We start from the raw sequence: 14,189 nt of genomic DNA, 5'->3' as shown, positions 1-14,189 counted from the left end.
CCGTGCTCGCCAGCACGCGCCAGCCCTCGACAGGAGAACGGTCCCGATGCCCCGCCTCGCCCTCTACGCCTTCGTCGTCTGCGTCCTCGCCGTGGCCGCGGCGGTCGTCTCCTTCGTCCAGGGCAGCTTCCTCGGGATCGTGTGGGTGCTGCTCGCGGGACTGTCGTCCAACATGTGCTGGTACTACGTGAAGCGGGAGAAGGTCCGGAAGTCGGTCACGGGGTGACCGGGCTGGCCGGCGGTCATGGCTTGGTCCGGCCGGCGGTCACGGGCTGATCTGGCAGTACTCGTTCGACTCCTGCCAGAAGCGGTACAGGTCCTGACCGCAGTACGAGTCGATCTCGCTGATCCCGAGGCTCTTCAGGAGCGTGTCGATCACGTCGAAGAACGCGCTGTTGACGGCCGGCACCCACAGCAGCGCGAACACGAACAGCAGGCCGAACGGCGCGAACGGCTCCACCTGGCGCTTGATCCTGTACGACAGCCAGGGCTCGATCACGCCGTAGCCGTCCAGGCCGGGGATCGGCAGGAAGTTCAGCAGCGCGGCCGTGACCTGGAGCAGGGCGAGGAAGGCCAGCGCGTACCGGAAGTCCTGCGGGACCCCGTCCAGCGCGTCCAGCCAGAACGGGGCCGTGCACACGATCGCGAACAGGACGTTCGTCAGCGGGCCCGCCGCCGAGATCAGGCTGTGCCGCCACCGCCCGTGGATCCGCCCCCGCTCGATGAAGACGGCACCGCCGGGCAGCCCGATGCCGCCCATGATCACGAAGATCACCGGGAGCACGATGCTGAGCAGGGCGTGCGTGTACTTCAGCGGGTTCAGGGTGAGATAGCCCTTCGCGCCGACCGAGATGTCGCCGCTGTGCAGGGCGGTGCGCGCGTGCGCGTACTCGTGCAGACAGAGGGAGACGATCCAGGCGCCCGTCACGAACAGGAACACGGCCAGCCCGGGCTGCTCGGCGAACCCGGTCCAGGCGGCCCAGCCGGTGACCGCGGTGACGGCGACGATCCCGACGAAGACGGGACTGATCCGCCGGTCGCTGTGGCGGGTGGTGGCGGTGGTCATGGGACTCCCTGGACAGTCGGGCACGCGGTGGGACTGCCCGACCGTACCGGGCCTACGACGAGAACGTCTCCGGGTCCCCTCCGGGTTCCGGGAAGCCGGGAGTCCGGAGCGGGACGGATCGGGCGTGGGGCGGGTCTCCGCCCGGTCCTGTCGCACCGCGCGTGTACGTGTCTCCAGCCCGGTCCCGCCCCCGCGCGCGTGACGTGTCTCCAGCCCGGTCCCCCGTGTCCCGTCACGGTCCCCGCTCCCGGTCTCGCCGCCGCACCGGCGGAACCCCGTGACCGGCACCGACGCCGGCAGAGACAATGGACCCCGTGCGCTATCGCATCCTCGGCACCACGCAGGCACTCCGGCCCGACGGCACCCCCCTCCCGGTCGGCGGGACGCGGCTGCGTGCGCTGCTGACCGTGCTCGCCCTGCGGCCCGGCCGTACCGTCCCCGCGAGCCTCCTGGTGGAGGAGGTGTGGGACGGTGACCCGCCCGCCGACGCGACCGGCGCGCTCCAGGCACTCGTGGGCCGGCTGCGCCGCGCGCTGGGCGCGGACGCGGTCGCCTCGGTGGACGGCGGCTACCGCCTCACCGCCGCACCGGACGACGTCGACCTGCACCGGTTCGAGCGGCTGGCCGCCGACGGCAGACGCGCGCTGGCCGATCGGGACCCCGCCAAGGCGGCCGTCGTCCTGGACGACGCCCTCGCCCTGTGGCGCGCCCCCGTCCTCGCCGACCTGCCCGGCCGCACCGCCGAGGCGGCCCGCTGGGAGGCCCGCCGCCTCGACGTGCTGCGGGCCCGCCACACCGCCGCCCTCGCCCTCGGCCGGGCCGGTGACTCCCTGCCCGAGCTGACCGCCCTGTGCGACAGCCACCCCCTGGACGAGTCCCTCCAGGCCCTCCGCCTGCGCGCCCTGCGCGACACGGGCCGCACGGCGGAGGCACTGGCCGCCTACGAGGACGTACGCCGACTGCTGGCACGGCAGCTCGGAGCCCACCCGGGCCCGGAACTGCGAGCCCTGCACGCGCGGTTACTGCGCCCGGACGACGCGGTCCGGCACGGACACGGCAGCGGGGGGGCCGGATCCCGCACGTCCGGACCCGGACACCGTGGACACCGGCCAGGAGGCAGTGAGGCTGTGCCGGGTCCCGGCGGAGCCGAGCCCGGACCCCCTGGGCACCGGCCCGGAGGCCGTGCGGCTGATCCCGGAACCCGCGCGACCGAGCCTGGGGAGGGCGGGGCCGAGCGGGGAGCCCTCGGGGCTGAGCCCGGACTCCGGAGGTCGGGGTCCGGGGGGAGCGGGGTTGAACCCGGAGACGGCGGGGTCGAGCGCGGGCTTCGTGGAACCGGGTCCGCAGGGAGCGGGGTTGAACCCGGACATGGCGGGGCTGGTCCCGGACTACGCGGGGTCGAGCCCGAAGATTCCGGGGCCGAGCCGGGACGCGGCGGGGGCGAGCCCGGACTTCGTGGGTCCGGACCCGGAGCCCCTGGGGCTGTGGCGGGACCCGGTGGGGTCGAGCCCCGACCGCGTGTGACCGGACCTGGAACCCGCGCGGCCGAGCCCATAGCCCCCGGGGCTGAGTTCCGACCTGGCGTGGCCGAGCACGGGCCGCGTGGGACGGGGCCTTGGGAGCACGGTGTTGAGGGGGAAGCCGGCGGCGCCGAGGCCGGACTTCCCGGGTCCGGGGCAGGAGGCGGCGGGGCTGTGCCGGGTCCCGGTGGGGTCGAGCCCGGACGTCGTGAGGCTGGGCTTGGAGAGGGCGGGGTTGAGTCGGGGTCCCGTGTGGCCGAGCCCGGGGAGTTGGGGGTTGGGCTTGGTCCCGGTGGGGTCGAGCCCGGACGTCGTGCATCGGGACCCGGAGAGCGCGGGGCTGTGGCGGGTCCCGGCGGGGCCGGGTCCGGGCACCCTGCGTCCGTGCGCACAGGCCGCGGCCCTGAGCCCGGGCCCCGCGCGGCCGAGCCCCGGCACCAGGACTCCGGCCCCCACACGCCGAGCCGCGCCGGACGCCCCCCGGCCTCCGGCATCCACGCCCTCGGCGTCAGCTTCGGCGACCATGCCCCCGCCGCTCCAGGAACGGGCACCTCCACCTCCGCGTCCGCCGGCGCCGACGCACCCCCGGCCCCCAGCTTCCGCGATCACGCCCCGGCCACTCCAGAAACAAGCACCCCCGGCTCCCACGCCCCGGCCGCCCCGGGAACGGGTACGCCCATCCCCGCGTCCCCCGGCGGCCCGGGAACGGGCACTGCCACCCCCACACCCCCGCTCCCCGGCAACCTCCGTGCCCGTCTCACCTCCTTCGTGGGGCGGGAGGCCGATATCGAGGCGATCCGGGGGGATCTCGCGGGGGCCCGGCTCGTGACGTTGCTCGGGACCGGTGGGGCGGGGAAGACGCGGCTGTCGCAGGAGGCCGCCGAGGCCGTGCGGGGTGTGGCGCGGGACGGGGTGTGGCTGGTCGAGCTGGCTCCCGTGGACGACCCCAGCGCCGTACCGGAGGCCGTGCTCACCGCCGTGGGCGCCCGCGAGACCGTGCTCTACGGCGCCGGCGCCGAGGCGATGCGGGCCGGGGGCGAGCGGCAGGACGACCCCGTCGAGCGGCTCGCCGAGTACTGCGGCAGGCGGCGCATGCTGATCATCCTGGACAACTGCGAGCACGTCGTCGAGGCGGCCGCCCGGCTGGTCGAGGAACTGCTGCAGCGCTGCCCCGGCCTGACCGTGCTGGCCACCAGCCGTGAACCGCTCGGCGTACCGGGGGAGTTGCTGCGGCCGGTGGAGCCGCTGCCGGAACCGGTCGCGCTGCGGCTGCTCGCCGAGCGGGGCGCGGCGGCCCGGCCCGGCTTCCGGGTCGACGAGGATCCCGACGCCTGCGCGGAGATCTGCCGCCGTCTCGACGGACTGCCCCTCGCCATCGAGCTCGCCGCGGCCCGCCTGCGCCTGCTGACCCCCCGCCAGATCGCGGACCGGCTCGACGACCGCTTCCGCCTGCTCACCTCCGGCAGCCGTACCGTCCTGCCCCGCCAGCAGACGCTGCGGGCCGTCGTCGACTGGTCCTGGGACCTGCTCGACGAGGACGAACGCGACGTGCTGCGGCGGCTGTCGGTGTTCGCGGGCGGCTGCGACCTCGCCGCCGCCGAGGCCGTGTGCGGCCCGGTCGCCCTGGAGGCGCTCGCATCGCTGGTCGACAAGTCCCTGGTGGTGGCCGCCCCTTCGGGGGAGGGCGGCGAGATGCGCTACCGGCTGCTGGAGACCGTCGCCGAGTACGCGGGCGAACGGCTCGACGAGTCCGGGCGGCGCGTGGCGGCCGAGCGCGCGCATCTGACGTACTACCGCGAACTCGCCCGTACCACCGACCCGTTGTTGCGTGGCCCGGGTCAGCTCGCCGCCGTCGCAACGCTCGAACGCGAGAGTGAGAACCTCCGTGCCGCGCTGCAACACGCCGTCGCCGCACGGGACGAGCAGGAGGCGCTGTGCCTGGTGCTGTCGATGGCCTGGTACTGGCAGATGCGCGACCAGCGCCTGGCCGCCCGTACCTGGTCCCGCGAGGCGCAGACCCTCGGCCCCGATCCCTTCGCCCCGCCCGCGCGCCCGGCCGCCCCGCTGTGGGAGCGCTGCACGGACGTGCCGCCGCCCTGGACCGGCGAGGTCCTCCAGGAGGCCCGGCGCGGTGTCCACCTGGTTCACCTCGCCTGCATGGACACCGAGTTGGACGCGTGGCAGACTCCGCAGGCGCAGCAGAAGCTGCGCGTGATCTCCGAGTCCTACGAGCCCGGCCTTCCGCAGACCTGCCGTACGCCCGGTTGTCTCTGGTTCTACGCCGTCATGCTCACCGGCGACATGGACCGGGTGCGGGTGATCCTCGACGCCACCGTCCGCACCTGCCGCGGCGCGTCCGGACTGGAGTGGGAGCTCGCCGCCGGCCTTCACATGCGGGCCAACCTGCTCGCCAACCGCACGGACTGGGCGGGCGACGCGGTCCGCGACGCCGACGAGTCACTGGAGATCTACCAGCGGCTCGGGGACCTCTGGGGCACCGCCGAGGCGCTCGCCGCCCGCGGCGAGGCCCATGAGCGGCAGGGCGAGCACGGTCGTGCCGCCGTCGACTACGAGAGGGCCATCGAGCACGCCGAACGCCTCGGGGCCCGCGCCCAGATGGCGGTGCTCACCGCCCGTCTGGGCAGCGCGCTGCTGGAGGCGGGCGAGGCCGAGCGCGGGGAGCGACTGCTGCGCGAGGTGATCAGGGGCGAGGACGGCGCGGGCGGCGAGGCGATGCCCGCCGCCCGGCTCTTCCTCGCCGGCTGGCTCGGCCTGAGCGGCCGGATCACCGAGGCGCGCGAACAACTCCGGCTGACACGGGAGGAGTTCAGCATCTCCCACTTCGTCGTCTTCGACGCCTTCATCCTGGGCGCGGAGGCCTGGCTGGACGCCGTCGACGCCCGGTACGAGGAGGCCCTCACCAAGGTCCGGCGGGCGCTGGAGCGGGCCGGCGACCCGCTGTCCCAGGCCATCGCCCCGCAGATGCGCTCCACCTGCCTGTTCGCCGCGGCGATGGCCCTCGCCGGTGTCGACGGCGGGCGCCGCGCCCCCGACGCCGCCCGGTGCCTCGGTGCCGCCGAGGCGCTGTTGCCGCCCGGCCACGTCCTGTCGGCCATCGAACGCGAGATCCACGACCGCGCCGAGCGCCACACGCGGACCGCGCTCGGCGACGAGGCGTACCGGGCGGCGTACGCGGAGGGCGACGGCCTCTCCGTGAAGGAGGCCGCCGCCCTGGTCTGACGCGGACGTCCGCTGGGGAGTCCGAGGCGTACGTTCCCGCGCCCTCGTGCGGCCCCGCCCCACCCCCGTCCGCCCCGACGGGTCAGCTCTTGGTGCGGAACTTGTGGATCGCGATCGGTGCCATCACCGCCGTCAGGGCCACCGACCAGCCCAGCGTCACCCACAGGTCGTGCGCGACCGGGCCGCCGACCATCATTCCGCGGGCCGCGTCGGCGAGCGAGGACAGCGGGTTGTAGTCGGTGAAGTTCTGCAGCCATCCCGGCATCGACTGGGTCGGCGCGAAGATCGACGAGCCGAACTGGAGCGGCATCAGCACCAGGAACCCCATGGCCTGCACCGACTGCACGTTCTTCATGATCACGCCGAGGGTGAGGAACACCCACATCAGCGCCGAGCCGAAGACGGCGGACAGCCCGACCGAGGCGAACAGACCGGGCCAGTCGGTGATGTGGAAGCCCACGAGGACGCCGACGATCATCAGGACCACGGTCGCGAACAGCATCCGCATCAGCTCCACCGCGATCTTGGCGAACAGCACCGAGCCGCGCCCGATGGGCAGGGACCGGAAGCGGTCCATGACACCGGAGTTGAAGTCCTGGTTGAAGCCCGTGCCCACTCCCTGGGCCATGTTCATGCCCATCATGGCCATCAGGCCGGGCACGACGTACTGCACGTACGCCTCCTGGCCGCCGCCGAGCGACTGCCCGATGGACCCGCCGAAGACGTACACGAACAGCAGCGTGAAGATGACCGGGAACAGGACGGCGTCGAACATCGACTCCGGGTCCTGGCGGATCCACAGCAGGTTGCGGCGGACCAGCGCGCCGGTGTGCCGCAGGTGGGCGCGCAGCGGGATACCGCCGTCGCCGACGTCGGAGGGGCTGAGGGTCGTGGCGCTCATACGGCGACCTCCTGGCGGTCGTCGGCGGGCGCGGCGTCCTGCGGGGCACTGGCACGGTGGCCGGTGAGGGACAGGAACACCTCGTCCAGGCTGGGGAGTTCGGTGGTGATGGAGGAGAGCGTGATGCCGCGCGCGGTGACCGCGCCGACCACGGCGGTCAGCTGCTCGTCGCTCAGGATCGGGACCAGGACGGTCCCGCGCTCGGTGTCCACGGTGGTGGTGGCGAGTCCGGTGATGCCCAGGTCGTCCAGCGCGGTGGCGAGCGGCCGCAGGTGCAGCGGGTCGACCGGGCGGATCCGCAGGGTGCGGCCCCCGACCTTCGCCTTCAGCTCCTCGATGGCACCGCCCGCGATGACCTTGCCGCGGTCCACCACCGTCAGCTCGGAGGCGAGCTGCTCGGCCTCCTCCATGTACTGGGTGGTCAGCAGCACGGTGACCCCTTCGCCGACCATCCGCTTGACCTCGTCCCACACCTCGTTGCGGGTGCGCGGGTCGAGACCGGTGGTGGGCTCGTCGAGGAACAGCACGGACGGCTGCCCGATCATCGACGCGGCCAGGTCGAGCCGCCGCCGCATCCCGCCGGAGTACGTCGCCGCCGGCCGCCGGGCCGCCTCGGTGAGGGAGAACCGCTCCAGCAGCGCGTCGGCACGCGCGCGGGCCTGTTTGCGGGGCAGGTCGAGCAGACGCCCGATCATGTACAGGTTCTCCCAGCCGGGCAGCTTCTCGTCCACCGAGGCGTACTGTCCGGTGAGCCCGATCGTCCGGCGCAGCCGGCGGGGCTGGCGGACGACGTCGTAGCCGGCGACGGTGGCCCGGCCGGCGTCGGGGGCGAGCAGGGTGGACAGGATGCGGACGAGGGTGGTCTTGCCGGCGCCGTTCGGCCCGAGCACGCCCATCACGGTGCCTTCGCGCACGTCCAGGTCGACCCCGTCCAGCGCCTTGGTCTCGCCGTAGTGCTTGACCAGCCCCCGCACGGTCACGGCGCTGTCGGCACCCCTGGGGTTCTTGTCGGTTCGCGTCATGGGGACGACGTTGTCAGGGCCGGCCGACAGACCACCGACATGTCACCGACAGAGCCGCACACCCCGCCGACAGCCGGTGCGGGCGAAGCCCCGACGGGAGCAGCCCGCCGACGGGGGAAGATCGGCGGGCTGCCATGGTGCCGCAGTGGTTCAGTGGGCCGGGGGCCTCAGTGGACGCTGTGCTCCTCCAGCGGGAACGTTCCGCCGACCACGTCCTCGGCGAACGCCTTCGCCGCGTTCCCCATGACCTCCCGCAGGTTCGCATACTGCTTCACGAACTTCGGCACCCGGCCGCCGGTCAGTCCGAGCATGTCGGTCCAGACGAGGACCTGCGCGTCCGTCTCCGGACCGGCGCCGATCCCGACGGTCGGGATGTGCAGCACACGGGTGACCTCGGCCGCCAGTTCCGCCGGAACCAGCTCCAGGACCACCGCGAAGGCCCCCGCGTCCTGGACGGCCTTCGCGTCCCGCAGCAGCTGCTGGGCGGCCTCCTCGCCGCGCCCCTGGACGCGGTAGCCCATGGCGTTCACGGACTGCGGGGTGAGGCCGATGTGCGCCATCACCGGGATGCCGGACTCCACCAGCAGCTCGATCTGCCGGTGCGAGCGCTCGCCGCCCTCCAGCTTGACGGCGCCGACCCCGGCCTCCTTCACCAGCCGGGTCGCCGAGCGCAGCGCCTGCACCGGACCCTCCTGGTAGGAGCCGAAGGGCAGGTCGCCGACGATCAGGGCGCGCGAGGTGCCCCGTACGACGGCGGCGGACAGCATGGTCATCTGGTCGAGCGTGACGGGCACGGTGCTCTCGTACCCGAGGTGACAGTTGCCCGCCGAGTCCCCGACCAGCATGACCGGGATCCCGGCCTCGTCGAAGACGGACGCGGTCATCGCGTCGTACGCGGTCAGCATGGGCCACTTCTCGCCGCGCTCCTTGGCGGCGGCGATGTCGCGGACGGTGATGCGGCGGGTGCTCTTGCCCCCGTACAGCGCCTTGCTGCCGTCGGAGGGGCCCGCCGTGGCGGTCTGGGCAGCCGAGAGCTGCGTCATGGCAACGGCTCCTTCAGTCATCTCGAGGCGCCCTGACGGCGTCCCCGGATCACCTCCATGGTGGCACCTCGTACGGGCGAGGGCTAGGGGAGGCCCCTGTGATCGAGACGGCACGGGCGGGGCCGCACGTAAGACCTGGGTAAAAGATATACGATACGAGACGGTGCCGTATCGAAATTGTCCTAGGCTTGGCGGCATGACTTCTCCTGCCGACCGCGTCCCCGAGCGCCGCGTACCCGAGGCGGTGCACCGGCGCCGCTGGGCGATCCTCGGTGTGCTGATGCTGAGCCTGCTGATCGTGGTGCTCGACAACTCGATCCTGAACGTCGCCATCAAGACGATCTCGACCCCCGCCCCCACCGGTCTGGGCGCCACCCAGAGCGAGCTGGAGTGGGCGATCAACTCCTACACCCTGGTCTTCGCCGGCCTGCTGTTCAGCGCCGGACTCCTCGGTGACCGGCTCGGCCGCAAGAAGGTCCTGCTCGGCGGTCTCGTGGTGTTCGGCATCGGCTCCGCCCTGGCCGCCACCTCCGGCTCGCCGGGCGAGCTCATCACCTTCCGCGCGGTGATGGGCCTCGGCGCCGCCTTCGTCATGCCCGCCACCCTCGCCGTCCTGATGAACGTCTTCGAGCGCGAGGAGCAGCCCAAGGCCATCGGCATCTGGGCGGGCGGGGTCGGTCTCGCCATCGCCATCGGCCCGATCACCGGCGGTGTCCTGCTGGAACACTTCTGGTGGGGCTCGGTCTTCCTCATCAACGTGCCGATCGTCGTCGTCGCGGTCGCGCTGATGCTGTGGCTGGTGCCCGACTCCCGCGACCCGAACCCCGGCCGGCTCGACCCCGTCGGCGTCGTGCTGTCGGTCGTCGGCCTGGTCCTGCTCGTCTACGGCATCATCAAGGGCGGCGAGCTCGCCGACTTCACCGACCCCACCGTGCTCGCGACCATCGGCACCGGTCTCGCCGTCCTCGTCGCCTTCGTCGTGTTCGAGAAGCGCAGCGACCATCCCTCGATCGACGTCGGCTACTTCAAGAACAAGGTCTTCTCGGCCGCCATCGCCGCCATCGCGCTGGTCTTCTTCGCGCTGATGGGCGTCACGTTCTTCTCGGTCTTCTACACCCAGAGCGTGCGCGGCTACTCCCCGCTGGAGACGGGCCTGCTGATGCTGCCGCTGGCCGCCGCCCAGATGATCTTCGCGCCGCGGGCCCGGCTGCTCGTCGACCGCTTCGGCCACCGGGTCACCACCACCGCCGGCATGGTGACCATCGCCACGACGCTGGCCGCGTTCGCCACCCTGGAGGCGGACACCCCGATCTGGATCCTGGAGGTCGTCTTCTTCCTCATGGGCACCGGCATGGCGCACATCATGACCCCGGTCAGCGTCGTCATCATGCAGACCCTGCCCCGCGAGAAGGCCGGCTCCGCCTCCGCCCTCAGCAACACCTTCCGGCAGGTCGGCGGCGCCCTGGGCATCGCCCTCCTGGGGTCGGTGCTGTCCACGGTGTACCGCGACGGCATCGAGGACAAGCTCGGGATGCTCCCGGCCGACCTGCGGCACAGCGCGGGCGAGTCCATCGAGACGACCCTCGGCGTGGCCGCCAGGCTGGGCCCGGAGGGCAGGGCCCTGGTCGGCCCGGCCAACGACGCCTTCCTGCACGCGATGCACGTCACCGCGCTGTGGGGAGCGGGCGTCGCGGTGATCGGCGCGGTCGTGGTGGCCCGGTACCTGCCGGGGAAGCCGACGGCGCCTCAACGGGACAAGGAGAATGAGGAGTTGGTGGCGGCGGAGTAGCGTCCCCGGGGCGCCCGGTGGCGCTCCGTGCGCCCCGTGACGCCGTACACGTCGTGTGCCCCCCGCGTACGGGTGCCGGGTGTGCGTACGTCCCGTACACGCCCCGCGCCCCGCGTACGCCGAGCCCCCGCGTACGCCGCGCCCCGCGCACCCAGGAGAATCACCCCCAGGCCACAGAAGGGACCCAGCCACGTGAGCAGCCCCGCCGACAGCCGCCCCGGGGAGGGCGGCCCCACCCGGGGCCGTCCCCGCAACGAGGCGGTGGAACGTGCCGTCGTCGAGGGGGTGATGAAGCTGCTGGAGGAGGGCGTGCCGCTCGCCGACCTCTCCATCGAGCGCATCGCCCGGACCGCGGGCGTCGGCAAGGCGACCATCTACCGCCGCTGGAACGGCAAGGAGGAACTCTTCGTCGACGTCGTGCGCACGGCCGAGCCGCCGGACCCCGAACTGCCCGGCACCTCCCTGCGCGACGATCTCGTGGCCCTGATGGAACAGCTGCGCCAGCGCGGGCTGATGACCCGTTCCTCCGCCCTCCTGCACAACGTCCACGCCCAGATGAAGAGCAGCCCGAAGATCTGGCACGCGTACCACGCGACCGTCGTGGAGCCCCGCCGCCGGATACAGATGGGCGTGCTGCGCCGCGGGCAGGAGAACGGAGAACTGCGCGACGACATCGACGTCGAGCTGATGAACGACATGGTCGTCGGTCCCATGCTGGTGCGCACCGTCATGCGTCCGGACGCCGACCTTCCCGAGGGCCTGTCGGAGCTGCTGGTCGACACGGTCCTGCAAGGACTACGGCCCGTCAGTTCACCACCCGTCAGTTCACCACCCGTCAGTTCACCGCCCGTCAGTTCGACTCCCGCCTAGGCCTTTGTGCGCGGTTCGTCACAGAGGGCGCTTTCCCGCGGGGCAGCGGAACTGGCGCCGCCGACTTGTACGTCATCGTGCCCGTACGGCCGTCCTGGAGACGGACAGGAAGGGGCCGTTCATCCCCTAGGGTCTTAGGACGCGGGGGACGAACGGTGTGCACGGCGGGTAGTGAGGCGACGGTATGGCGCAGCAGGCGTACATGACGGAGACGGACAACGGAGGCTCGGGTCCCGAGCACTCGAGAACCCGGATCCGGCGCCTGATGAACCGGCTGGGGAAGCGTCTGTTCGCCGGCTGGCGCGGTGACCGGCGCGTCTGGCGCCGCGGCACGGTGCTCGCCGCCCTGGCGGTGATGACCGCCCTGGTCATGGTGTCGCACGCGCAGATCCCGAACGTCGTCGGCAACCTCGGCAGCCTCATCGAGACCTTCCTGCCCTGGCTGGGCGCGTGCGTCCCGGTCCTGCTGGTGCTCGCGCTGGTGCGCAGGTCCGCGACCGCGCTGATCGCGGTGCTGCTCCCCGCGATCGTCTGGCTGAACCTCTTCGGGGGGCTGCTCGGTGACAAGGCGGGCAGCGGCGGCGACCTCACGGTGGCCACGCACAACGTCAACGCGGACAACCCCGATCCGTCCGGCACCGCCCGCGACGTGGCCGCGTCCGGCGCGGACGTGCTGGCCCTGGAGGAACTGACCACGTCGGCCGTCCCGGTGTACGAGAAGGCGCTCGCGTCGACCTACCGGTACCACGCGGTCGAGGGCACGGTCGGGCTGTGGAGCAAGTACCCGGTGACCGGTGTCAGGGCCGTCGACATCAAGCTCGGCTGGACCCGCGCCATGCGCGCCACCGTCACCACCCCGGCCGGCCAGGTCGCGGTGTACGTCGCCCACCTGCCGTCGGTCCGGGTGAAGCTGGAGGCCGGGTTCACGGCCCGCCAGCGCGACAAGAGCGCGGACGCGCTGGGCGAGGCCATCGCCGACGAGAGGCTCACCCGGGTGGTGCTGCTCGGCGACCTGAACGGCACCATGAACGACCGCGCGCTCAACGGCGTCACCTCCCAGATGCGCTCCACCCAGGGCGCGGTGGGCAGCGGCTTCGGGTTCAGCTGGCCCGCGTCGTTCCCGATGGCGCGGATCGACCAGATCATGGTCAAGGGGATCGAGCCGGAGAGCTCGTGGACGCTGCCGAGGACCCCGAGCGACCACCTCCCGGTGGCGGCGCGGATGAATGTGAACGCGGACACATCGTCGTAGCCCGCGGGGTATGTGGAATACCGGGCCGGGGAGCCTTTGTTCCGTACTTGAACATAAGAAGCGCTCAACCCGTACGGAAAACCGCTCTCCCCTGAAAGGCACAGGCACTTTTATGCCCCTGGCCCTGCTCGCCCTCGCCGTGGGCGCCTTCGGCATCGGTACGACCGAGTTCGTGATGATGGGCCTGCTGCCCGACGTCGCGGACGATCTGCACGTCTCGATCCCCACCGCCGGACATCTGGTCTCGGCGTACGCGCTCGGCGTGGTGATCGGCGCGCCGCTGCTGGCCGCCGTCACCTCGCGCATGTCCCGTCGCACGGTCCTGATCGGCCTGATGGCGCTGTTCGTGGTGGGCAACGCGCTCTCCGCCCTCGCCCCCGACCACCACTGGCTGCTGGCGGCCCGCTTCCTCAGCGGCCTGCCGCACGGCGCCTTCTTCGGCGTGGGGGCCGTCGTCGCCACGGGCATGGTGGCGCCGGAGCGCAAGGCCCGCTCCGTCTCGCTGATGTTCCTCGGCCTGACCGTCGCCAACATCGCGGGCGTCCCCGTCGCCACCCTCATGGGGCAGCACCTGGGCTGGCGGGCCACCTTCCTCGGCGTGAGCGCCATCGGCCTGGCCGCGATCGCCTCGCTGGCCCTGCTCATCCCGCACGACCACGCGTCCGCCCCGAGCACCGGCCTGCGCGGCGAACTCGCGGCGCTGAGGTCCCTCCCCGTCTGGCTGGCCCTCGGGACCACCGTGGCGGGCTTCGGGGCGCTGTTCGCCGCGTACAGCTACATCACGCCGATGCTGACCGACGCCGCCGGGTACGCCGACGGGAAGGTGACGCTGCTGCTCGCGCTGTTCGGCGTGGGCGCGACGGCGGGCAACCTGCTCGGCGGCCGGCTGGCCGACCACTCGATGCGGGGCACCCTGTACGGCGGTCTGGTGTCGCTGGTGGCGGTCCTGGCCCTGTTCCCGCTGCTGATGACCACGGCGTGGAGCGCGGCCGTGGCGGTGGCGCTGCTCGGTGCGGCGGCCTTCGTGACGGGATCCCCGCTCCAGCTGATGGTCATGGAGAAGGCGTCGGCGGCCCCGTCCCTGGCGTCCTCGGCCAACCAGGCCGCGTTCAACCTGGCGAACGCCGGGGGTGCGTGGATCGGCGGGCTCGCCCTGGCCGCGGGGCTCGGCGTGACGTCTCCGGCGACGGCCGGGGCCGCGCTCGCGGTGGTCGGACTCGCGGTGGCCGGCGCGGCCGGTCTCGTGGACCGGCGCCGGGCGCCGCGGAGCGGGCCGACGCGGGTCGTCGTGGCACACGTGCCGGGGGCGTCGAAGGAGATGGCGCGCTAGTGCCGTGGCAGGCAACGTTCGCCCCGTCGCGACGCCCGGCACGCCCTCTCGCCGCACCGGCCGAAAGCCCGAGTACATCCAGTACGAGGGCTTCCGGCCGGCACGCCGAGAGCACGCACCGGACGCCGCTCCTTGACGGGCAAACGTTGCCTGCCG

10 protein-coding genes are annotated in these 14,189 nt (G+C 72.8%); 6 read left to right on the top strand and 4 right to left on the bottom strand.

Going from position 1 to position 14,189, the window contains the following annotated elements:
* Nucleotides 1-46 precede the first annotated feature (46 nt).
* Nucleotides 47-226 carry a hypothetical protein gene (locus tag QQS16_RS14120; RefSeq protein WP_286062010.1) on the top strand — a complete coding sequence of 60 codons (180 nt, stop codon included), beginning with the start codon at nt 47-49 and terminating at the stop codon, nt 224-226.
* A gap of 39 nt (nt 227-265) precedes the next feature.
* Here QQS16_RS14120 and QQS16_RS14115 read toward each other — a convergent pair whose 3' ends face one another.
* Nucleotides 266-1,066 carry a site-2 protease family protein gene (locus QQS16_RS14115; protein WP_286062009.1) on the bottom strand — a complete coding sequence of 267 codons (801 nt, stop codon included), beginning with the start codon at nt 1,064-1,066 and terminating at the stop codon, nt 266-268.
* 305 nt (nt 1,067-1,371) lie between these two features.
* Here QQS16_RS14115 and QQS16_RS14110 point away from each other — a divergent pair, with 305 nt between their 5' ends.
* A complete protein-coding gene (locus QQS16_RS14110) occupies nt 1,372-5,826 on the top strand; it encodes a BTAD domain-containing putative transcriptional regulator (protein ID WP_286062008.1) in 4,455 nt (1,484 codons plus the stop codon).
* Between the two features lie 82 nt (nt 5,827-5,908).
* Here QQS16_RS14110 and QQS16_RS14105 read toward each other — a convergent pair whose 3' ends face one another.
* From QQS16_RS14105 to panB, 3 genes are all read right to left on the bottom strand, one after another.
* Nucleotides 5,909-6,727, bottom strand: coding sequence for an ABC transporter permease (locus QQS16_RS14105; protein ID WP_286062007.1), 819 nt, complete (start codon nt 6,725-6,727; stop codon nt 5,909-5,911).
* Entirely contained in the window at nt 6,724-7,749 is a 1,026-nt protein-coding gene (locus tag QQS16_RS14100) for an ATP-binding cassette domain-containing protein (RefSeq protein WP_286062006.1), read from the bottom strand. The genes QQS16_RS14105 and QQS16_RS14100 overlap by 4 nt, the downstream gene beginning before the upstream one ends.
* Nucleotides 7,750-7,916: 167 nt before the next feature.
* On the bottom strand, nt 7,917-8,792 hold the full coding sequence (gene panB / locus QQS16_RS14095) for a 3-methyl-2-oxobutanoate hydroxymethyltransferase (RefSeq protein ID WP_286062005.1): 876 nt from the start codon (nt 8,790-8,792) through the stop codon (nt 7,917-7,919).
* Nucleotides 8,793-8,988: 196 nt separating this feature from the next.
* Here panB and QQS16_RS14090 point away from each other — a divergent pair, with 196 nt between their 5' ends.
* The 4 genes from QQS16_RS14090 to QQS16_RS14075 all read left to right on the top strand — a co-directional run bounded on the left by QQS16_RS14090 (nt 8,989) and on the right by QQS16_RS14075 (nt 14,033).
* Complete coding sequence (locus QQS16_RS14090; protein ID WP_286062004.1) at nt 8,989-10,581, top strand: MFS transporter; 1,593 nt, start codon at nt 8,989-8,991, stop codon at nt 10,579-10,581.
* A gap of 192 nt (nt 10,582-10,773) precedes the next feature.
* Nucleotides 10,774-11,451 carry a TetR/AcrR family transcriptional regulator gene (locus QQS16_RS14085; RefSeq protein ID WP_286062003.1) on the top strand — a complete coding sequence of 226 codons (678 nt, stop codon included), beginning with the start codon at nt 10,774-10,776 and terminating at the stop codon, nt 11,449-11,451.
* A 265-nt stretch (nt 11,452-11,716) separates the two neighbouring features.
* Nucleotides 11,717-12,703: an endonuclease/exonuclease/phosphatase family protein gene (locus QQS16_RS14080; RefSeq protein WP_502963905.1), complete on the top strand. Its 987-nt coding sequence runs from the start codon at nt 11,717-11,719 to the stop codon at nt 12,701-12,703.
* Nucleotides 12,704-12,815: 112 nt separating this feature from the next.
* Nucleotides 12,816-14,033, top strand: a complete 1,218-nt coding sequence (locus QQS16_RS14075; protein WP_286062001.1) for an MFS transporter — start codon at nt 12,816-12,818, stop codon at nt 14,031-14,033.
* Nucleotides 14,034-14,189 lie beyond the last annotated feature (156 nt).

This window comes from Streptomyces sp. ALI-76-A, from assembly GCF_030287445.1.
Taxonomy (GTDB): domain Bacteria; phylum Actinomycetota; class Actinomycetes; order Streptomycetales; family Streptomycetaceae; genus Streptomyces.
Note: the sequence above shows the minus strand (reverse complement) of the source record. Positions and strands in the feature narration are given on the sequence as shown.